Annotated in this window: 21 protein-coding genes; 4 read left to right on the forward strand and 17 right to left on the reverse strand. The window is 39.4% G+C overall.

The window, feature by feature from the left end; translation table 11 throughout:
• Window positions 1-49 precede the first annotated feature (49 nt).
• From FLM54_RS17705 to FLM54_RS17750, 10 genes are all read right to left on the reverse strand, one after another.
• Window positions 50-787, reverse strand: a complete 738-nt coding sequence (locus tag FLM54_RS17705) for a DUF1365 domain-containing protein (protein ID WP_178957158.1) — start codon at window positions 785-787, stop codon at window positions 50-52.
• Entirely contained in the window at window positions 780-2,033 is a 1,254-nt protein-coding gene (locus FLM54_RS17710; RefSeq protein WP_178957159.1) for an NAD(P)/FAD-dependent oxidoreductase, read from the reverse strand. The genes FLM54_RS17705 and FLM54_RS17710 overlap by 8 nt, the downstream gene beginning before the upstream one ends.
• Window positions 2,030-2,740: an SDR family NAD(P)-dependent oxidoreductase gene (locus tag FLM54_RS17715; protein WP_075170210.1), complete on the reverse strand. Its 711-nt coding sequence runs from the start codon at window positions 2,738-2,740 to the stop codon at window positions 2,030-2,032. The genes FLM54_RS17710 and FLM54_RS17715 overlap by 4 nt, the downstream gene beginning before the upstream one ends.
• Before the next feature lie 2 nt (window positions 2,741-2,742).
• Window positions 2,743-3,171 (reverse strand): nuclear transport factor 2 family protein, encoded by a 429-nt coding sequence (locus FLM54_RS17720; RefSeq protein ID WP_109874949.1) that lies wholly within the window; start codon window positions 3,169-3,171, stop codon window positions 2,743-2,745.
• Between the two features lies 1 nt (window position 3,172).
• Window positions 3,173-4,567, reverse strand: coding sequence for a deoxyribodipyrimidine photo-lyase (gene phrB, locus FLM54_RS17725; protein ID WP_178957160.1), 1,395 nt, complete (start codon window positions 4,565-4,567; stop codon window positions 3,173-3,175).
• Complete coding sequence (locus tag FLM54_RS17730) at window positions 4,567-5,520, reverse strand: YbgA family protein (RefSeq protein ID WP_036983978.1); 954 nt, start codon at window positions 5,518-5,520, stop codon at window positions 4,567-4,569. The genes phrB and FLM54_RS17730 overlap by 1 nt, the downstream gene beginning before the upstream one ends.
• 8 nt (window positions 5,521-5,528) lie before the next feature.
• Window positions 5,529-6,194, reverse strand: a complete 666-nt coding sequence (locus FLM54_RS17735) for a ChrR family anti-sigma-E factor (RefSeq protein ID WP_054201632.1) — start codon at window positions 6,192-6,194, stop codon at window positions 5,529-5,531.
• The gene (locus FLM54_RS17740) at window positions 6,187-6,810 is read right to left on the reverse strand and encodes a sigma-70 family RNA polymerase sigma factor (RefSeq protein ID WP_138607956.1); all 624 of its coding nucleotides are present in this window, start codon (window positions 6,808-6,810) and stop codon (window positions 6,187-6,189) included. Before FLM54_RS17740 ends, FLM54_RS17735 begins: the two co-directional genes overlap by 8 nt.
• Window positions 6,811-6,880: 70 nt before the next feature.
• Complete coding sequence (locus tag FLM54_RS17745; protein WP_171039629.1) at window positions 6,881-7,459, reverse strand: LON peptidase substrate-binding domain-containing protein; 579 nt, start codon at window positions 7,457-7,459, stop codon at window positions 6,881-6,883.
• A 229-nt stretch (window positions 7,460-7,688) separates the two neighbouring features.
• On the reverse strand, window positions 7,689-7,967 hold the full coding sequence (locus FLM54_RS17750) for a hypothetical protein (protein WP_054201634.1): 279 nt from the start codon (window positions 7,965-7,967) through the stop codon (window positions 7,689-7,691).
• A 281-nt stretch (window positions 7,968-8,248) separates the two neighbouring features.
• On the opposite strand from FLM54_RS17750, the gene trhA reads away from it, so the two are divergent.
• Both trhA and FLM54_RS17760 read left to right on the forward strand, forming a co-directional pair.
• Window positions 8,249-8,878 (forward strand): PAQR family membrane homeostasis protein TrhA, encoded by a 630-nt coding sequence (trhA, locus tag FLM54_RS17755; RefSeq protein WP_178957161.1) that lies wholly within the window; start codon window positions 8,249-8,251, stop codon window positions 8,876-8,878.
• Between the two features lie 274 nt (window positions 8,879-9,152).
• Window positions 9,153-9,704 (forward strand): N-carbamoyl-L-amino acid amidohydrolase, encoded by a 552-nt coding sequence (locus tag FLM54_RS17760; RefSeq protein ID WP_178957162.1) that lies wholly within the window; start codon window positions 9,153-9,155, stop codon window positions 9,702-9,704.
• A 237-nt stretch (window positions 9,705-9,941) separates the two neighbouring features.
• Here the strand turns inward: FLM54_RS17760 and FLM54_RS17765 are convergent, their stop codons facing one another.
• Both FLM54_RS17765 and FLM54_RS17770 read right to left on the reverse strand, forming a co-directional pair.
• Complete coding sequence (locus FLM54_RS17765; RefSeq protein WP_178957163.1) at window positions 9,942-10,247, reverse strand: MGMT family protein; 306 nt, start codon at window positions 10,245-10,247, stop codon at window positions 9,942-9,944.
• The gene (locus FLM54_RS17770) at window positions 10,237-11,139 is read right to left on the reverse strand and encodes a LysR family transcriptional regulator (RefSeq protein WP_138607944.1); all 903 of its coding nucleotides are present in this window, start codon (window positions 11,137-11,139) and stop codon (window positions 10,237-10,239) included. Before FLM54_RS17770 ends, FLM54_RS17765 begins: the two co-directional genes overlap by 11 nt.
• 122 nt (window positions 11,140-11,261) lie before the next feature.
• Here FLM54_RS17770 and FLM54_RS17775 point away from each other — a divergent pair, with 122 nt between their 5' ends.
• Window positions 11,262-12,344 carry an efflux RND transporter periplasmic adaptor subunit gene (locus FLM54_RS17775; RefSeq protein ID WP_138607942.1) on the forward strand — a complete coding sequence of 361 codons (1,083 nt, stop codon included), beginning with the start codon at window positions 11,262-11,264 and terminating at the stop codon, window positions 12,342-12,344.
• A 2-nt stretch (window positions 12,345-12,346) separates the two neighbouring features.
• A complete protein-coding gene (locus FLM54_RS17780) occupies window positions 12,347-15,424 on the forward strand; it encodes an efflux RND transporter permease subunit (protein ID WP_178957164.1) in 3,078 nt (1,025 codons plus the stop codon).
• A gap of 61 nt (window positions 15,425-15,485) precedes the next feature.
• Here FLM54_RS17780 and rluF read toward each other — a convergent pair whose 3' ends face one another.
• From rluF to glgC, 5 genes are all read right to left on the reverse strand, one after another.
• Entirely contained in the window at window positions 15,486-16,475 is a 990-nt protein-coding gene (gene rluF / locus FLM54_RS17785; protein ID WP_178957165.1) for a 23S rRNA pseudouridine(2604) synthase RluF, read from the reverse strand.
• A gap of 43 nt (window positions 16,476-16,518) precedes the next feature.
• Window positions 16,519-17,604 (reverse strand): DUF418 domain-containing protein, encoded by a 1,086-nt coding sequence (locus FLM54_RS17790; RefSeq protein ID WP_178957446.1) that lies wholly within the window; start codon window positions 17,602-17,604, stop codon window positions 16,519-16,521.
• 26 nt (window positions 17,605-17,630) lie between these two features.
• Window positions 17,631-18,845 carry an EAL and HDOD domain-containing protein gene (locus FLM54_RS17795; protein WP_138607936.1) on the reverse strand — a complete coding sequence of 405 codons (1,215 nt, stop codon included), beginning with the start codon at window positions 18,843-18,845 and terminating at the stop codon, window positions 17,631-17,633.
• Window positions 18,846-18,928: 83 nt separating this feature from the next.
• Window positions 18,929-20,461 carry a glycogen synthase gene (locus FLM54_RS17800; protein ID WP_178957166.1) on the reverse strand — a complete coding sequence of 511 codons (1,533 nt, stop codon included), beginning with the start codon at window positions 20,459-20,461 and terminating at the stop codon, window positions 18,929-18,931.
• Window positions 20,462-20,508: 47 nt separating this feature from the next.
• A complete protein-coding gene (gene glgC / locus FLM54_RS17805; protein ID WP_138607932.1) occupies window positions 20,509-21,783 on the reverse strand; it encodes a glucose-1-phosphate adenylyltransferase in 1,275 nt (424 codons plus the stop codon).

Here is a 21,783-nt window from a genome sequence, read left to right on the forward strand (position 1 = left end):
TACTTACCTATATTATTGTTATTACTTGTAAAACAACATAAATTAAATTTTAAAGTTTGCCTGAGTGACCTAAAAATGGGACTTTTTTAACAAACAACTTAAATGCCTGATAGTAAATACCTCTGAAAATAGACCATGTCATCGCAGGAAAGCGCTTCAACAGCTTGCTCATTTGTTTATTGCACAAGGGTTGGCGCTGTAACCTTAATGAAGCATCAAAAAGTAGTTCTTCATCGCGCTTATTTTCTATACGTATCAGTATATTGTCTTTCTTTTGTCGCACAGTCCAATGATAGTTCATATCCAAATTCATAAAAGGTGATACGGAAAATACTTTCTTAAAGTTCACTTTTTTTTGTAATGGAACCAAGTAGTAATGTCGCTCATTCCATGGAGTATTACTCACCTCAGCCACCATGTAACTAAATTCATTATCTTGATGACCAAAAAAATAAAAGTTAACTGGACTAAAATAAATGCCCAAACAGCGTAATTGTCCTAGCAGGTATACATGACTAAATTTTTCATCTACGCCCAGCTGGGATAGCTGCGCATGAGCACGCTCTATAATGGGCTGATGTTGACTATCGGGTAACCCCTTTAAATAATCAGATTGCTCAAACTTTAATGCTTTAAAACCTGAAGTCCCAAGCTGCTTATGGACGCCATTGAGCGAGTCAGTATTATTTAAATCAACCCACAGCATATAAAGTGGGTAATTAAACGCATGGTGTTTTACAGCAAAACGGCGATGCTTTACATCGCCTAAATACACTGCATTAGTCAAACTCTACTCCAAGTTGTTTTGCAACATCGACGGCACTGCGCACACCATCCTCATGAAAGCCGTTATACCAATAAGCCCCACAAAAATAAGTATTGTTTTGACCGTCAACCGTATTTTTCAGCTGTTGAGCAGCAATAGATTGTTGATTGAACACAGGATGGTGATAAGTAAACTCACGTAAAATCTTGCTTTGATTGATCCCTTCTAAGTGATTTAAAGTGACACAAAACTGGGTATCAGACTCTATCCCTTGCAGTATATTCATTTGATAAGTAACAACAGCGGCTTTGTCGGTATTATTATTTAGTAAATAATTCCAGCTCGCCCACGCTGCTTTCCTATCTGGTAATAATGATACATCAGTATGCAGTACCACCGAGTTTTCAGTGTATGGGATAGCGCCCAACACCTTATTTTCTTGCTCGCAGGCATCACCGAGTAACGCTAACGCTTGATCTGAGTGACACGCAAAAATAACTTTATCAAACAGGGCTTGCTGACCATCAGCAAATGTAATGGTGGCTCCCTGCTCGTCTCTGGTTACCGATTTAATGTCAGTGTTTAACTGTATTTTATCAGCAAAACCAGCAATCAACGGTTTAATGTATTCACGAGAGCCACCCGGAATAACATACCATTGCGGCCTATTGGTAATGTCTAATAAACCATGGTTAAAAAAGAATTTTACAAAAAACTCTACGCCCACGTCTTCCATTTCTTTAATGCTTGTCGACCAAATAGCCGCACCCATTGGCAAAATGTAGTGGTATTTAAAGAAGTCATTAAAGCGATGTTGTTGAAGCAACTCACCAAGTGATTGCTCAGTGTATTGGCCTTTTTCATACAAAGCCTTGCACAGTTTATTAAAGCGCACGATATCGTACAATAGACGCCAAAACTTAGGTCTCACTATGTTTCTGCGCTGAGCAAACAAACTAGTGAATGTATGCCCATTGTACTCAAAACCTGTGGCTTCATTATGAACGCTAAAGCTCATTTGGGTCGGTTTACGTTTTACACCAATACGTTCAAGCAGCTTTTCAAAGTAAGGGTATGTTCTATCGTTAAATACGATAAAACCGGTATCAACTGCGTAGTTAATACCGCTGTGATTTACATCAACCGTGGCAGTATGGCCACCAATATAATCGTTCTTTTCAAATAGTGTGACATCATAATGCTTGTGCAATAGGTGTCCGCAAGTTAAACCTGATACACCAGTCCCAATTATTGCTATTTTTTTCAACGGGTTAATCCTTTTGCAATTTTAAGCCAAAGCGAAAGTGGCAATATTCGCAGTGCTTTTAATATAAGTGTGAAACGATACGGAAAATGGACTTCTTTACGACGTTTTTTTACGCCTTTGATTATATAGTCAGCCGCTTTTTCAGCACTAACAGCCATAGGCATAGGGAAATCATTTTTGTCTGTAAGCGGTGTTTTTACAAAACCAGGATGGACTAGTGTTACATCAACGTCGTTTAAATCAACCGCAAGGGTTTTAGCTAAATAGCTTACACCCGCTTTTGATGCGCCATACGCTTCTGAACGCGGTAATGGTAAATAAGTAACACTCGAACTAACCATCACTAATTGGCCGCCTGATGTTATTTTGGGTAAAAGTGCTTCTAAGCAATACCCCATAGAAAGTAAGTTAACATTAATAACACGCTCAAAGAGGGCGCTATCAAAATTGCGTGCATCATCAACATACTCGCAATTACCGGCGTTAAGAATAACGCGGTCAAATTGCGGGTAGCCGAGAGTGGCAGCTTTTATATCTTGCAAGTTGGTTGCATCAAACTGGCAGGTTTCTATGTTGTTATGCTTGGCAAGTTCAGCGAGCTTTTGCGTATTTCGTCCACACGCAATGACTGTGTCACCTTGCTCTGCATACTTTATCGCGAGTTGTTCACCTATGCCTGATGTTGCACCTGTAATAAGCGTAATCATAATTAACCAGCCCTTTTATCAATAAAATTAATAATGTTGCCCAGTAATGGAATATGCTTATACAAAAGCTCTCCAGCATTAAAGTAATCGCGGTGTTTAATAATTTTCGCACCTTCAAATACTAGTTTACTGTGCCCTTGCACTGAAATTGTATTGCCCGCGTTAAGTTTTGGGTGAGAATAATGCATTGTCCAGTATACAAATGCATTATTATCACTGGTAAATGAGTCGGTTATGTCAAATCGACAATACTTAACATTACTATATAAACCACAAAAATAACGTCTTAGATCTTCAAGACCATTAATTTCGTGCAGCGGATCTATAAAGTGAATGTTTTGAGCGTAAATTTCAGTTAATAACTCCAGGTTATTTTTATCAAGCTTTTGATATATTTCTACAAATTTATCGACTGATAATTGGTTATCCATATCACACCTTAAATGCAGCTAAAGCCCTCGCTCGTGCCGCTTTATGATCAACTATTGCTGGCCAGTAACAGTGTTCACTTTGTCCCGTTGCTGCTAAGTAAGTATGTGGGAAATGAATGTGTTTATCTGGCACTTTTTGTAATTCAGGCAGATATTTACGAATAAAATCACCATTTGGATCAAAGCGTTCACTTTGGGTGATGGGATTGAATACTCTAAAGTAGGGTTGAGCATCACAGCCGGTACTTGCAGCCCATTGCCAGCCGCCATTATTTGAGGCTAAATCGCCATCAATCAGATGCTGCATAAAAAACTGCTCGCCTTTGCGCCAATCAATCAGTAGGTGCTTAGTTAAAAAACTCGCAACCACCATTCTTAAACGATTATGCATCCAGCCTGTTTGCAATAGCTGTTGCATGGCGGCATCAACAAGTGGATAGCCTGTACGGCCTTCGCACCATTGCTTAAACTCAGCGTCACTGTCACGCCAACTCACACTATCGTACTTTTCGTTAAAATTGGCACCGCGTGAAAGTTTTGGGAATTCAGCAATTAGATGTTTGTAAAATTCACGCCAGATCAGTTCGTTAACCCAGGTAAACGTTTTACTTTTTGAGGTGGTCAGTATATCGGGGTAATGTTGTTGTATATTAACCATTAATTGTTTACTACTAACAACCCCTAGTGCTAAATAGGGGCTTAAGCCCGATGTTCCTTTTACACTGGGTATGTCTCGTACGTCATCATAGCTTGCTAATTTATCGTGAATAAAATTATCGACTACGGTTGATAAAGTATCATCGTCAACAGGCCATTTTATTGAGCTTTCATCACCACTTAGTAACTCACACTGTTCGATTTCTATCGGCTCTTCAGATAACGGCCACGGTAATAAACTAAAGTGTGTATCTTGATACTGCTTTAACCATGCGCGTTTAAACGGTGTAAATACTTTATACATTTCATTATTTTGAGTGCGTACACTACCTACGGGAGCAATGATATCACCCTCGTATAAAGTAAATGTTATTTGCTGTTGGTCGCACTGTGCCTGAATCGCTTTGTCTCTATTAAATTCATTTAGCTCATACTCAGTGTTGGCTATTATGTGTTTAATATCGTGTTGCTGACAAAAATCGAGAAGTTTAGTTTGGCAATCGGCAAAAAAAGGGGCGTCTATTACATGCAAATTTACGCCATATTTGGCAAGTTCTTCGCGAATATAACTCACTCTGCGTTTTAGTAAGTCAATTTGAATAGCAGCAGTATTATGCTGTGCCCATTGTTTTTCGCACACAAAAAAAATGGCGTGTTTAGCACCATTATTTAGCGCTTCAATAAGCGCCTCGTTAGAAAAAAGGCGCAAATCGCGCCTAAACCAAAATAGTGTATTCATTACAAACCGTAACGTAGCTTAAGTTCATTAGGATAAGGGTTAAAGTAAATTTGCTTACTTAAATACTCATTCGGGTGAACCTTTAAATGATGTTTAAGCAATGTTAGTGGTACATAAAGCGGCACCAACCCTTGGCGATACTCATCAATTGCATCTCGCATTTCTTCCTTTTCGATTTTTGATAAATCTTTTTTGAAGTATCCCTGTAAATGCATTAGCGTATTTGAATTATTTTTTCTTGAAGCAGGACGTTTAAGCGCTGTCATTAAGCCCAGAATATACTCATCGGCCAGAGCGTTAACATCGTCCCCAACGAACGTTCCGAGTAGATTGCCTAAATCACGATACGCTTGATAATTATGAGCCATTAACAAATATTTGTATTGAGCATGGAACTGGGTCAAACGATGCACAGTAACGGGCTCTTTCACTAACTGTTGCCAGTTATGTAATGTATAAACACGCATTACAAAGTTCTCGCGCAAATGAACATCGTTTAAACGTCCATTTTCTTCGCAAGGTAGTAAGGGATTATGTTTCATAATTTGTTCAGCAAAGAAACCAACGCCTTCAGAAGTGTTACCGGTTCCTGCTTCATTGTAGATTTTTACCCGCTCCATGCCACAGCTTGGGCTCTTAGCACAAAAAACGAATCCACTTAGATGCCCTGCTTGTTCTGTAGCTATTTTCTTACCGTATTCTGTGAGCTGTGGGCCAACATCTCCCGTGCCATCCGGACGACACACTTTGATAGTATCGCCTGTTTTTACTTGACGAATGGTTGGACGAGGTATTGGTAATCCTACCGCAACCTCAGGGCAATACATTTTATATTCAACATGCTTGGCCAGCTCTTCCATACAAAAATTTGATTTTTTATGGCCACTGTCAAATCTTACCTTTTCGCCTGCCAAGCAGGCGCTAATACCTATTTTTATTGTATCTGTTTGCATAGATTCTCTTAATAAATCAAGCCACCAATTGGATTAAGTAACTTGCTAAGTCCTTTATTGAAATGTAGCGCACTACTAACAACAGTAAAGCACAAACATCCCTCTTTTGTTAGGGGGGTGTGTTGATGACGGCCATCTTGCCAAATAAAGTCACCAGGAACATAACTGCCCTCTTCGTCTGTAAATTCACCATCAAGCAGTAAAGTAACCTCAAAACCGGTATGTGTGTGCTCCGGAATTTCTCCACCAGCATCTATATGTAACAAGCTTGAACGTAAATGGCCATCATCAAGGGCAATTCGAGAACGCGCAAGCTTACCTACTTGGGTAAATTTACCATGCGAGATCCGTGTTAAAGCTCTCGGCAAGCTGTAATTATGCTCATTAACATTAATACTAACTGGTTCAACAGAATATACTTCATCAATCGAGTCATCGGCAGTGATCATATCAAGTAAACTTGATTCAATTACATCATCGGCTTGCTCATCAGTTGCCACATCCATATTGTCACTAAAAACTGCTCGCGCATTAGCCGCTTCAAGTTTTTCAACTTTAGCTTGGCACACTGGGCACATATCAACATGTATTGATACGGCAAGGCTAAGCGATGCTGGAAGTGTTGCTGCACAGTATTGTGTCAGTAGTGTTTCACTCGGGTGATGTTTAATCATGCTGATCTCCCATTTCATTACGTAATTTCTGCAAGGCTAAACGTAATCGTGATTTTACCGTGCCTACTGGAATGTTTAATTGTTGAGCTAACTGCTCTTGCGACATATCTTGAAAATAAACGCCGCGCACCACTTCTCTTTGCGCTTGAGGCAGTTTATCTAAATAACGTTTAATTTGTTGGTCTTCAAGGTGGTCGCTGTATTCATGATCTGTATCTTCAGATTCATTCAATAACGGCCAAATGTCTTCGCTAATATTTTCTTCTTTGTTACTTTTCATTTTACGAAGCATGTCAAAAGAGGCGTTACGCATTACGGTATAGACCCAAGTAGTAGCTGCACCCTTTTCACTATTGTATAAGTGGGCTTTACGCCATACGGAAGTGAGGGTTTCTTGAACTAATTCCATTGCTTGGGCTTCAACACCAAACTGCTTTATGCCGAAGCGCTTAATCTTAGGTGCAAAATATTCAAACAAGTACGCGAAAGATTTTTTATCGCGAGATTGAGCTACATTAACTAATGCTTCCCTGAGTTCCGTACTTGGTGTTTCTGGCATGGCAGTGTACTTACCTGTGTTAGGTTCACAACTTAGTGATTGTTGTTGACTTACCATAGTAAAATGTCCCGTTATTGCTTTAGTGAATACCATTACGAGCAATGGTTACAAGCGGATCATAATTATTTTAGGCAAATTCGTTATTAATCACAGTATGGAGGAAACTAAGCAAGTTATCAAAGTTAGTCTCAAATGCAAGTTGTTGTTTTTTCTCTATAGAAATGGGAAGTAATTCAAGCCATCGTGCAACAATCCACGTGAGTTTATTAAACTTGGTGGTTTTGTAAAGCGATTGCAAATCGGGGTTATTCGCAAAGACTTCTTCTAGTGTCACTTGTAAAAAGTGGTGCTGACCAATTTCGTGGTTGTCTTTGTTGTACCAATAAGGTGTGTTGCAAGCGGATACATCACCATGGCGAAGTTCCTGCTCATCTTGATACACGTTATCTATTTGCACACTCTTAGATGCAAATACATCAATTAATAGCATACCACTTTCGTCTTGATCAAAGTCAATAACATCCATTAAACAGCCTTGGGCGCTTATGTTTAACGGGGTGTCATGCTCAAAGGTACATAAAACAAAACCGCTATTGGTTTTTAATGCGTTTTTTACCATCGTTAAATAACGAGGCTCAAATATACGTAATCGCGTATAGCCTTCAGGTAATATAAATATAGGTAATGGGAAAATCGCACGTTTCATAAAGTCTACTTCTTTCAAACACTCTGCCTTTATTTACGTGCGCTTTATTCAAGTCGATCAGCTTTAGTTACATCGATTGCTTTACAGTGCAAATGCATCCGCTAATTAAACCTCATTCCCACATTTTTTATCATGTAAACCAAGTAATAAACACTCAGTATACTTGCCACAGGTGCCAACATTAAGGCTAATAGTTCGAACTCACTGTTCATTACTCTTATTCCCTTTTTTATTGCTTTGGTTGTGCTTTAACTACACGTTGTTTTTCGTCCATGTTGCTATTATCAACCACAGGATTACTTTCAAGTAAGCTGTCAAGAATAACCTGTGCATCAAAAGAAACGGCTTCTTTTACTGACTTTTCAAGTTCATTGCTTGCCTGTGACACATAAGTAGACACAGTGTTAGTTAGCATATCTGTAATATTTAAATCGACTTCTGTAGCGTTAACGTTAGTTGAACCTAATACAAGTAAGCTTGCGATTGTGATGTTGATTGAAGTGTTCATAATAGTATTCCTTGTTTGTTTATTGGTTAGTACGCTTAGTTACAATCAAGGGCTATGCCATAATGAATAAACTTTGTAAGCCATTGTTTTAAAATGAAATAAATTAATAAAAAAGAAATCCACAAAATCTAGGTTAGTAAATTTGACCAATTAATTTTAAAATAAAACCAAATAATAGTGTGTTTGTTAATGTTCAGTAAATTAATGACTTTGTTTCGTATTTGAAAATTTCAGCGTACACATGTACACTAAAATTCATTCGCAAAGTGGTAGGATCTGTTATGTCTTTTGAAGCTCCCTATTCTAAAAAAGAAGAGCTGTTAAATGTTATTAGTCATGCCTTAGGCATTGTATTTGCTGCTTTTGTTTTTTGGGATTTAGTTAAACAAACTAATAGTGTGAAAAGCTATGCCAGTACTCTGATATACGGCAGTAGCTTGTTTATTTTATTTTTATCTTCAACGCTTTATCACGCCAGTGTGCGCCCAAGATTGAGAGCGTTTTACAAAAAATGTGATCATTGCGCCATCTATTTACTGATTGCAGGCACCTACACGCCCTTTTTGTTGCTGTCGTTATCTGGGCTCTGGTCTTGGGCTACCTTAGTCTTTATTTGGACAGTAGCGTTTGCAGGCATCGCTTATAAGCTATTGGTTAAAAATGGCAATAAAAAAGTATCACTGGCTACTTATTTATTAATGGGATGGTTTGCATTAGCCATTGTGTATCCGCTTTATTTAAACGTGCCTATCAATGCACTTTATTGGCTATTAGCTGGCGGCTTATTTTATAGTGTAGGTACTATTTTTTACAGTGCAAAAAGCACTCAATATAGCCATGCTATTTGGCACCTCTTTGTTATTGGCGGATGCGTTAGCCATTATATATCGATCAGTAATTATGTTTATTAGGCTGGTTAGCCATATAGATTAGTCTGGTTTGAGCTGTGAGTTCAACCATTCGATGCAACACACAGCGAGAAACGGTCATTGAGATTGACTAAATATTGTCGTTAATAGATTAGTTAAACTGCTCTTGCGCATATATTCATGAAAATGAGCGCTGTGCGCATATTGGTCCATTTAACTTTACCTAAAAAATTTAGAAAACTTAGTGATAGTAATGCCTTAGATAATTTGTTAAAACTATATAAAATAGATAAATGAGCGTTAAGTCGGCAGAAATATGCGCGATGAGCGCACTATTAAATTGTTAGGGCTCACAACAGGACAAGTCATGATTGAGAAACAATCCCCTTACCTTGCTCATCAACATAGGCTTGCTGATGTAATCGCTGCAATTCAGGTAATGGGTACATATAGGTATTCGGGACGCAAGGTAGAGTCATGGGCTAATTTGCTCGGCGAAAAGCCAAAGAGCGCGAATGACTGGCAATCCATTTTTAATGAGCATCCCGAATTTTTTCGGGCCGGTATAGGCGATGACGATTTTCAGTCACTAGTCGTTCGGCGCGCTCAACCTAGAGTCTATAACACACAGACTGAAGAAGTAATTACGGTAGAGCAATTCAAGGCATTGCCGAAAGACAATAGGTCTCATATCTCCCGTTTGCCTCTGTCCTCGGAACAAATCCTTGCATTAATAGATGTAGCAGTGAAGCTACAAACTCAAGCAGTTGTTCGTCGTAAGGAGCTTCGATGGTGGGTGCCGGTGGTCATCGGCGTGTTGTCCTCATTGGTTGGTGTATTTGTCGGAGCGGCAATTAAAGGTGGGTAGCGCTAAGTCACGCCCTAACAATCGCAGGCAATCCGACAGCTTTTCCGTTGCGCCTGCGGCTCCACTACAAAGCTGCGGTTGCTGCGGGCGTTACCACTGTCTGCAATTGGCACTCTCTAGCCACTCGACAACATAAAATATTGAGAGTTATTGGCAAGATATTTTACTTTTGTCGGATGGCGTGGCTCCGCCACTTGTCCAACCTACACGGGCACTTATCTGACGAGAGTGGTGATATCACTCCCATCTACACTCGCGCATATTCACTTTATTATTCTTAAAATTAACACCTTCTAATAACAGTTTTTGTCGTTGTTCTTGGTATTTATCACTTCCTTCGGGAAACGATATTTTACCTTGGCTATTAACCACTCGATGCCAAGGGATCGCCGAATCTTTTGGCATCTCTTTTAATAAACGACCTACCAACCTAGCATTATTAGGATAACCCGCAAGGGCAGCTACTTGGCCATAACTGGCAACACAACCTTTGGGTATACTCGCTATGATAGTATAAATTACAGTGTGTTTATCAATATCCATTTTTATTAGCGTATGCCTTGCTTAGTTGTTTAAATTGGTTCCATACAGTACGCGCCACTGGACCATGGTGAATAGCGTGTTGCCTAAACGCTCTTATTTGTGCGCTAAATTTATGCTCACGGTCGGTAATAATGATTTCTTGTAATAAACCTGCTTTTATTTCAGGTCTGCAATGATCTAAGCTCATCATTGCCCAACCAGCCCCTGAGAGTAAAAACGATTTTAAGGTAGCTACATCGTCTATTTTCATCATTGCTGACCCTTTGGAATATGAAAGCCTTTCACTGTCTATACTTAAATCGCTTTCAAACATCGCTAAGCAGGGGTAGTTTTGTAGTTGATTATAAGTGAGCTGTTTTGGTAAAACCCCTTTTGCGCTTACTATCCCAATATCGAGCTTACCTATGGGCAAACTTTCTAAATCGCCAGTGGCATGAAATAAATCAAACCACGGACCAATGCCTAGCTCTGCTTGTCCATTATTTACTTGCTCTAACGATACAAATCGTTTGCCGCTACTAATACAAAACTCGGTGCTGGTAAACTGTTTAAAAGTATTACTTATGATCTGGTTGTAACTTTGCTTATGGCAAAGCTGCTCATAACAAATTTTATATTGCGGCTCATTACCTAATGAGAGCTCTTCCGCCAGTTTTGCAAGCTCGTCATTTGCATGCAGTAGCTGTTGCGCTTCACGATGGAAGATGCGCCCTTTTTCAGTAAGTTGTAACCTATATTTAGTTCTGTCTAAAAGTTCAAACCCTATTTGCGATTCTAAGTTTTTAATCGCTAGCGTTAACGCAGGCTGCGTTTTATGAAGCTTTTGAGCAGCCCCGCTCAAGCTTTCGCTTTGTACTATGGCATCTAAAATTACTAATTGATTCAGCTTCATATTGTACCTAAAAACATCATAAATAAAACTTATTAAGTCTGTAAGATTTAATGAATTTTATTTTATATGTTTGCAGCGTATTCTGCACTTAATTAATTTGCCAATATTGCAACGGAGACAACATGAAACTCTTTCGTCTATGTTTATTAACGACGACCTTACTTAGCTTAATCGCTTGTTCTGAACCAGAACAACAGGTTAAAGAAGAGCCTATTCGCCCTGTTAAACTTTTCACTATAGGTCACGACTCACAAATTAATATTCGTAGTTTTCCGGCTGAGGTAGTTGCAAACCAGGGATCGTACCTTGCATTTAGAGTAAACGGTGAACTTATAGAGTTTCCGGTTCTTGCTGGCGAACATGTTGAAAAAGGGGATTTATTAGCAAAATTAGACCCTGAAGATTTTCAACTGCAGTTTGATGAACGAAAGGCACGTTATGAGTTGGCAAAGTCGCAATTGAGCAGAATAGAACAGCTATTTGAAAAGAAAATCACTAGCCAATCTGAGTTAGACCAAGCTTTAGCAAATATGCAAATTGCCGAATCGGCTTTTAAAATCGCTGAAACCAACCTCGAATACAGCGAGTTGCGTGCGCCATTTGCCGGTACCGTTGCAAAGGTATTTGTAAAAAACTTTGAAAACATTCAGGCAAAGCAAAATATTTTACGCCTAGAAACTCGCGATTTGATGGACGTAGAAATTCAGGTTCCTGAAAAAATAGTGGCGCGTTTTAAAAAAGGCACTGATTACCATCCAACAGTTAAATTTGATGGTTTTGAAGATAAAGAATACACCCTCGACATTAAAGAGTGGGACACCCAAGCCGACCCTGCAACACTGACCTATAAAGTTGTATTTTCGTTACCAGTTCCTGATGATTTTAACTTGCTAGCCGGTATGACTGGCCGTGTTTTAATTGATTTAAGTAAAGTAACTCGCTCGCAGGTTGCTTATACCATATTGCCTATTGAGTCGGTTTTTTCTGATCCCCAAAAAGCGATTAACAATAATGCCTATGTTTGGCTTTACGATGAGCAAACGGGTCAAGTTCATAAGCAAGCTGTTGAAGTTGGCCAATTACACCACGATGGCATAGAAGTACTTAGCGGCATAAAAGAAGGCCAAGTTGTGGTGTCTGCTGGTGTGCACTCAATAGAAGAAGGCATGAAAGTTCGCCCATGGAATAAAGAGCGAGGCTTATAATTATGAGCTTTGCACAACTTTCCATAGAAAAAAAAGTAATTAGTTGGATGTTTGCACTACTTCTTTTAATTGGCGGAAGTGTATCTTATTTTGATTTAGGCCAACTAGAGGACCCTGAGTTTACTCTAAAGCAGGCTATGGTTATTACCATGTACCCTGGTGCTTCGCCGCAACAGGTTGAAGAAGAAGTTACGTTTCCTCTAGAAAATGCAATTCAACAATTGCCATATGTTGATCATGTCACGTCTATTTCGTCAAATGGCAAATCTCAAATAGCCGTAGAGATGAAGAGCACCTATCGAAAAGAACAACTTCGCCAAATTTGGGATGAAATGCGTCGTAAAATTAATGACCTTTCGCCATCGCTACCCAGTGGCGTATACCCAAGCACCATTTTAGATGACTTTGGCGATGTATATGGTGTTTTATATTCAGTTATTGGTGACGGCTATTCTTACGATGAGCTAAAAGACTACACCGATTATTTAAAACGTGAATTGGTATTAGTTAAAGGGGTTAGTAAAGTTACTATTGCAGGTGAACAACAGCCGCAAGTAATGGTAGAAATATCTACCCGTAAATTAGCCCAACTTGGTATAGCACCTAGCCATATATTTGCTTTGTTACAATCTCAAAACACGGTATCTAACGCAGGAAAAATAAGAGTGGGCGACGAATCAATTCGTTTTCACCCTACTGGCGAATTTAAAGATGTTAAAGAACTTGAAACACTACTAATTTCTAAACCAGGTGCCAGCGAGCTTATTTACTTAGGTGATGTTGCTGAAGTATTTAGAGAATACGCTGAAGTACCTACAAATGTTATTAGATACAATTCTGAGCAAGCACTATTAATTGGTGTGTCGTTTATGAATGGCGTTAATGTGGTTGACGTGGGTAAACGTATAGATGCTCATTTAGCAGAACTTGAGTACCAGCGTCCCCATGGTATTGACGTTAATGCCGTCTATAACCAACCAAAAGAAGTAGAGACCTCAGTTGACGGATTTATTATAAGCTTGCTAGAAGCTATTGCAATCGTCATTGTTGTTTTGCTTATTTTTATGGGCATTAAAAGCGGCATTTTAATTGGTGGTATTTTATTACTAACTGTTTTAGGCACCTTTATTTTTATGAAGTTGTTTGCCATAGATTTGCAACGTATATCATTAGGTGCACTGATCATTGCGCTTGGTATGTTAGTAGATAACGCTATTGTGGTGACTGAAGGTATTTTAATTAACTTAAAACGGGGTCAAACCAAACTTAAAGCCGCTATTAATATTGTAGAGCAGACCAAGTGGCCATTATTAGGTGCAACCATTATAGGTATTACTGCGTTTGCTCCAATTGGTTTGAGTTCTGATGCAACGGGTGAGTTTGCCGGCAGCTTGTTTTGGGTGTTATTTATATCCTTGTTACTCAGCTGGATAACCGCTATTACCTTAACGCCATTTTTTGCAAATCTTATGTTTTCAGAAAATGAGTTTAAAAAGGCAAAAGATACCGAAGACGATTCAGATAACGATCCATATAAAGGATTTATTTTTACAGGTTATAAAACACTCTTAGACTTAGCAATGCATTATCGTAAATCAACAATAATCCTCATGGTTGTATTACTTTGCAGCGCTGTCGTTGGTTTTGGTTCGGTTAAGCAGTCATTTTTTCCGGCCTCTAACACACCTATGTTTTACGTAGATTACTGGCAACAACAAGGCTCAGATATACGCGCAACAATAGACGGTATAAAGAAGCTTGAACGCTATTTGCAAAAAGAAGAACTTGTAGAAGAAGTAACCAGCACAACAGGCCAAGGTGCGCCGCGCTTTATGCTTACTTATGCACCTCAAAAGTCTTACTCGTCTTATGGACAACTTATTATAAGAGTAAAAGACCGCGAAGCTGTTGCGGTAGTCATGCAAAAAGTACGTAATTATTCACAAAACTCGGCGCTATCTGCTGAGCTAAAAATAAAGCCAATGGAAATTGGCCCTTCAACTGATGCTAAAATTGAAGCGCGTTTTACCGGTCCAGATCCTGTTATTCTTAGAAAACTTGCAGCTGAAGCGGAAAAGCTTATGGCGCAAGACGATGGTGCGTTTAATATTCGAAATGATTGGCGTGCACGTACTAAAATGATTCGCCCACAGTTTAACGAGCAAAAAGCGCGACGTTTAGGAATCAGTAAATCAGACCTGGATGATGTGCTGCTTACAAGTCTTTCGGGTAAACAAGTCGGTGTATATCGTGATGGAACCCAGCTTTTACCTATTATTGCTCGCTCACCTGCGAGTGAGCGCCTTAATGTAGACAGCGTTCATGACTTGCAAATATACAGCCCTGTTTTAGGTGTGTTTGTACCGGTAACACAAGTCGTTGATAAATTTATAGTTGAATGGGAAGATAGCCTAATAATGCGTCGCGATAGAAAGCGAACAATTACAATAATGGCCGATCAAAATGTATTGGGCGACGAAACAGCCGCTAAATTGTTTGCTAGAGTACGAGGCCCTATTGAATCTATCAAGTTACCGCATGGCTACTCTTTAGAATGGGGCGGAGAATATGAATCATCTAGTAAGGCTCAAAAAGCAATATTCGGCTCTTTACCCCTTGGCTATTTAGCTATGTTTGCTATTACTGTTTTACTTTTCAACTCTCTAAAACAACCTATTGTAATTTGGGCTACAGTGCCATTGGCAATTATTGGTGTAAGTGCCGGTTTATTAGCAATGAATGCACCGTTTAGCTTTATGGGCCTACTTGGGTTATTAAGCTTAAGTGGTATGTTAATTAAAAACGGCATTGTTTTGGTCGACCAAATAAACTTAGAGCTTAGCGAGGGTAAATCACCCTATCAAGCAGTGTTTGATTCAGGCGTAAGCCGCGTCCGCCCTGTTGCTATGGCCGCTATCACCACAATACTTGGTATGATCCCATTATTGTTTGACGTATTCTTTCAGTCGATGGCGGTCACTATAATGTTTGGCTTAGGCTTTGCCACCATACTTACTCTAATTGTGGTGCCGGTTTTATACACTATGGTATTTAGAATTGACTACCCTAAACAGTCTTAATAATTAATAAAAAACGCAGCCTAGGCTGCGTTTTTTATTTGCTTGGTTTATACCAACTTAATTACTTTTTTAAGCTTAACGTGCCACTGCTCTTCGCTTTAGTTCCTGATGCGGAATTGGCTTTGTTGGCATTTGATTTACCAACATAGGTGGTTGAACGTTTCTGATAAGGCGTATTACGACTGCTTTTGTTGGCTTGCTTATGTTGTTCGCTGTTCTTTGTACCTCGAGGCTTGTCACCTTGATACTCACGCTTATGCACTGATTTTGCTTGGTTGCTTGTGGTTAGCCCAACGTTATTATTCGATGTACTATCGTCATACAGCGAATGCTCTTGCGTTTTCCCTGAATCAGCAATCGAATCGTTAATAACCGCCATTTCTGCTTCGCTTAAATGCCGCCACTGCCCTACTTTTAACCCTTTAAGGGTTACATTCATAATACGCACACGCTTAAGTGTAATAACCTCGTAACCGAGGTATTCACACATACGACGAATTTGACGATTTAAACCTTGAGTCAAAATAATAGTGAATTGCTGAGCACCTGTTTGCGTCACTTTACATTTTTTGGTCACAGTATCTAAAATTGGAATACCGTTCGCCATTTTATTCACAAACTGACGATTAAGTGGTTTATCTACGGTAACCACGTATTCTTTTTCATGATTATTTCCGGCACGAAGGATTTTATTAACGATGTCGCCTTCATTGGTTAAAAAAATCAATCCTTCTGAAGGCCTATCTAAACGACCTATAGGAAAAATACGGTCAGGGTAATTAACCGCTTTTACAATATTACTTTGAATTTTTCGTTCTGTGGTACAAGTAATACCCACTGGTTTGTTATAAGCAATGTAGACTCGTTTTGGTGGCGCTTTTAGTGGCTTACCATCTACCAATACCACATCGTCCTGCGCAACTTTAACACCCATTTCAGGTAATTCGCCATTAACAGTAACACGACCTTGCTCAATATATTTATCGGCTTCGCGGCGTGAGCAAAACCCTGTCTCACTAATAAATTTATTTAAACGCTTTAAGTCTGTCATATGGCAAATCTTCTTAAATATAAAGGCGCATAGTTTAAACTACTCAAGCTATTTTTTCGCGCTTAATTTGCGCTAATTTACGCCATAGGTATTCAAGGGGTCCTTGCTTAAAATAACGACAGTAGAGTGCAGTAAATATAAGCTGTACAACTACTAAGCAAATAGCGACAAGCCAATAATCAATGCGGTTAAAACTAAGCGCCCACTGAGGGAAAAGCACTTTAAACAATAATAACTGCATAATGGTTTGGCTTATGTATAAAGTAAACGCTAACCGCCCTACCTGTTGGATAAGCCCCCCTATTTGCGCGCTGTTGTTGCATAGTTTAACAATTAAATGAATATAAAGTAGCGCCACGCATAAGGCAGCTAATTCATTAACAGGCTCTTGTAACGCGTAGCCAATACCTTGATCATATGGTGTTAACACTAATCGTAAGCTAGTCAGTAACACACTTAATACAACTAACTTAATTAGCCCCGATCTGTTAAATCCATCACTAAACACATTACATTTGTAGGCAACAATACCAATTAGCATAAAGCCAGCACTTGCCCACAGTAATAAAATAGGTACTGTTAGCAACATATAAATGCTCATTGTTATATTTTGGCTAAAATGCGCACCAATACTTTGGTAATAACTATTATATATCTGGTAAAACTCGGGAGAATCCCTATAGAGTGGTTCTTCATTAAGCCCTAACATAAACATTGCTGTGGCAAGTAAAGCGATAAAAGTAAAAAAGACCGCTTTGTTTTTAAGCTCTTCATCCGTGGAATCTAAATAGCGTATTACCAGTAGTGCTGACACCCCATATAAAAACAAAATGTCACCCGCCCACAGTAAAAGCCCATGTATTAAACCAAACACAATAAGCCAATATAGGCGTTTTTTTAATGGCTCAATACATTGCTGTCGCTGGAACTGAATATAAAGACCAGCACCAAATAATAACGTAAATAATGTGCGAAACCGCCCTTCAACAAATATAAGGCTTAAGGTGTGTAAAAAATTATCGCTAGCCGGAGGTGTGGTGAGTGGAGTGTAATTGAGTTCAAAAATTGCGAAGGAATAGCAGTTAATAAATACCAGGCCAAGTACTGCTATGCCCCTTATAAAATCCATATTATAATTACGCAAACTCTATCCCTTTAAATATTATCTTTGTAGCTATCGGCCCATTTTACAGCTTGTTTGTATAATTTTGGTAAAAAAGCACTGTCTAAATTAATGAGTGATACCGCTTTCTCAAGCGCCCACCAGCTTCCCGTTTCGTAAGCTTTTACCGTTTCAAGGATATAATATAAATCATTTTTCTCGCCGGTTAGTGCCGCTTTAATTTCATCTGGGAATGGCAGTTTATCAACCAACAAGTCCATTGGCTTATCTAAAATAGCATCAAGAAGAGAAAACAGCCCAGTTAAAAATGCCTCACCTTGTACTTGTTTGGCGACTTTACTGGCTATTAATTCACAAAAGCGAGCGCGAATAACACACATTTGCATAAGCTCTATCGGCTTATCACGCACTGTGTGTGCTGTAACAATTAGGCTCACAAACTTTTTTAAACGCGCTTGACCTAAATATACCAGCGCTTGTTTTAATGATGATATTTGGCTTTGCAGCGGAAATATACCACTATTTAATAAACGCAGTAGCTTATAAGCCAGTGCCGCATCAAGCTCAAATAAACCAGTGATCACTTTAATGTCAGGATCTGGTTTCATTACTTCTGAGTAAATGGCAATGACCAGCCCATAATTATAATGAATATCTTTTTGCTCTATCATTACTGGACGCGCAAAATAATAACCTTGGAAATAATCAAACCCCATTTGACGAGCTAATTTATACTCTTCATCGGTTTCTATTTTTTCAGCTAATAGCTTAATATTTTTATATTTTTTAAGTTTATTAACTACCAGAGGGATTTCGGCAAGAGGAGTAAGTCGAATATCAAATTTAATTAAGTTGACCAGTTTTAAAAAGCGCTCCCACTGTGGTGAGTAAACAAAATCATCTAGGGCTAACTTATAGTTGCTATGGAATAACTTGCGACATAGCTCGTAAGTATCGTCGGTGGGTTCTATGGTTTCGAGTAATTCAATAACCACATCTTTACAGGGTAAGAAATCACATAAATCAAGCTTTAAGGACTCAGGACCAATATTGATAAGCGCTTTTTTACCCGATGTAATATGGCGGGTACCTAAGTTTAGCTGGTTTTCCATGATAAGCCTTGCTGTAGCTTGACCATCAGATACACCAGGAAAGCAGTTCTCAGAACTATTGCGAAAAAGTAGTTCATAAGCTACTACGTTTTGATTTCGATTGAGAATTGCTTGCCTTGCAACAAATACCGACACATTACCTACTTTATTATATTTTCACCAGACTAAGTAATTAAAGCGTAAATAGGATCGGATGTCACTGAACTTTAATAAATTTTTTAATATAAGTATGTAATATAATCAGTTATGACGTCATCCCAGCCAAAGCGCGCATGCTTAGCGCTATTTTTTATTGCTTGCCATTCTTTAGGATTAGTTTGTTTTACACTCAAAGCCTCAGATAAACAAACTAAAAATGCCTCTGCCTGAGCCAATAAGGTATCACCAGTAAAACTAAAACCAGTCACATTATGCTCAACTGTATCTTTTAAGCCGCCAACACTGTGCACAAGACAAGGCTGACCTGCTCGCATTGCCAGCATTTGGCTAATGCCACACGGCTCAAAAGAGCTAGGCATTAAAAATAAGTCCCCTAGTTGATACATTAAATCACCAACACCTTGGCCATAACCTTTTAAAAACAATAAATTGCTATTTCGTGCCATTGCAGTGGTAAATAATTGTTCTAGTTTTTTATCGCCCGAGCCCAATACAATCAAGCGACCATTATATTGGTTTATAACCTTGCATACCTCATCAATAGTTAAACTATTGTTGTGTGGCTGGCACAGCAGCAATACTTTTTGCTCGGTGAGCCGCCCTACACTGGTCACTAAAGGCCCTTGCAGCTCTGATGCCATAAATTGTAAAACACGTTGGTGAGCAATATAGTGGCTGCTGTCTAAGTGTACGTTTTTTGCCATCCAACTAAAAAGCGTAGCTTCTATCTGCTCTAAAAGCTCGCTAAGCGTTGCCTGCTTCGGGTGTTGAGTTGTGTAATCACAGCCGTTGAGTATCCCAATCAGCTTGCCCTGCTCAGCCGCTTGTTGTAAGTCACGCTCGAGTCCTTCACCACCAAAAAAACCGCCTGCATTGTTACTCGCTATCTGCACTTCTTGGCTATAACTGGGTGAAACCACATGTACTTTATCGGCTAAATTAATAGCACTGCGCATGGGGTTAAAACAATGAGGGTAACGGGGATCACAAAGCAATTGACCATCATAACTTAATGAGGGAAACCACGCTTCTAAGCTAGAGTCATCGTCTTTAAAAGGGCGAATACCTTGTAAGGCTAAGTTATGAACAGTGTACACCAAGCGCAGCTTAGCAAGTTTACGATAGCGAGGCTCAAATTTTAGTAACACTGCCACACAAGCACTGTGCCAGTCGTGTAAATGTAACGTGTTTGGTTGTTTTAATACCCCTTGTAAAAGCGCTTCACAAATCGCGGCATTAAACAGTGCAAACTTACTCGCATCAGTAGCAAATGGACGATTGTCATCATCATTGCAATACACACTATGTGATTGGCTGAACAAAGGGTGGCTTATTACTATTTGCCTCACTGCATTTTGCGTTTGTGGAATTTCAAACAGCGATAAAACGTGAGAGGCTGAATTGAACGCAACGTTTACTTCACCAATAAAACGGCGCTCACCCAATTCAAAACCATAATCAGGAATAGCCACATCAATCGTTAGTCCCTGTGTTGCTAACGCTTTAGGTACATCACGTATGACATCGGCAACACCACCGACTTTGGCATTAGGTAACGCATCATTTTCTGCGGCAACCATTAATACATGCATTTATTTACTCTTATAGTTAGCTGCAAGGCTTTCGCCTTGCTATTTAATTATTGATTTAACTTAGTGTCCAACTTTGTCAGCATCTCGCGGGTTACCAAAACAATTCCCTTTTTAGATACTCTAAAACCATTGGCTTCGTCTGTTTTACGATCATAACCAATTTCTAATCCTGGGGGGATCTCACAGCTTCTATCAATAATGGCACGTTTAATTTTACACCCACGGTTAACTATAACACCGGGTAAAATAACCGACTCTTCAATAGTACAATATGAGCGAATATGTACATTAGAAAACAGTAATGACTTTCTCACTAATGAACCTGAAATAATACAGCCGCCCGATACGGTTGAATCAACAGCCATACCTCGACGATCGTCATCATCAAAAATAAACTTAGCTGGAGGAAGCTGCTCTTGGTATGTCCAAATTGGCCAAGTAGGGTCGTACAAATCCAATTGAGGCTCAGGCATAACCAACTCCATGTTCGCTTCCCAAAATGAATCTAAAGTCCCTACATCGCGCCAATAAGGTTGCCCTACTTGTGCAGGATCTCTAAATGGGTAAGCAAACACATTATGCTCTTCGATAATGGCAGGAATAATGTCATGGCCAAAATCACGTCCTGAGCCTTCGGTTTGTGAATCTTTTTGTAATTGCTCAAATAAAAACTCAGTATTGAATACGTAATTACCCATTGACGCTAAGCATGTACCAGGTTTACCAGGCACAGAGGTAGGTTCGGCTGGTTTTTCGTCGAATCGCCGCACTCGATTTTCTTGATCAACGGTCATTACACCAAAGGTGCCTGCTGCTTCTTCAACCGCGACTTCTAAACAGCACACGGTCATATCGGCACCATTTTCTACATGCTTTGCTAATAAACCGCCGTAATCCATACGATACACATGATCGCCTGACAAAATCATTACATATTTAGGTAGTTCATGACGAATAATATCCATATTTTGAAATACCGCATCGGCAGTACCGCAATACCATTCATCACCATGGCGCTGTGATGCAGGTAAAATCTCAACTGACTCGCCTAACTCCTTTTTAAAGTGCCCCCATGCACGATGCACATGGCGTATCAGCGAGTGAGATTTATATTGCGTTGCAATCCCTACTCGCCTTACACCAGAGTTAATACAATTTGATAGTGGAAAATCAATAATACGGTGCTTACCGCCAAAATAAACGGCTGGTTTTGCTCGCCAGTCTGTTAGCTCATGCAGACGAGAACCTCGTCCGCCGGCTAGAATCAGTGCATAGGTGTCTCTGGTTAAATTACTTATATAGCGATTTGCATAACTGGGCAT

It is taken from the genome of Pseudoalteromonas sp. Scap25 (genome assembly GCF_013394125.1).
Taxonomy (GTDB): domain Bacteria; phylum Pseudomonadota; class Gammaproteobacteria; order Enterobacterales; family Alteromonadaceae; genus Pseudoalteromonas.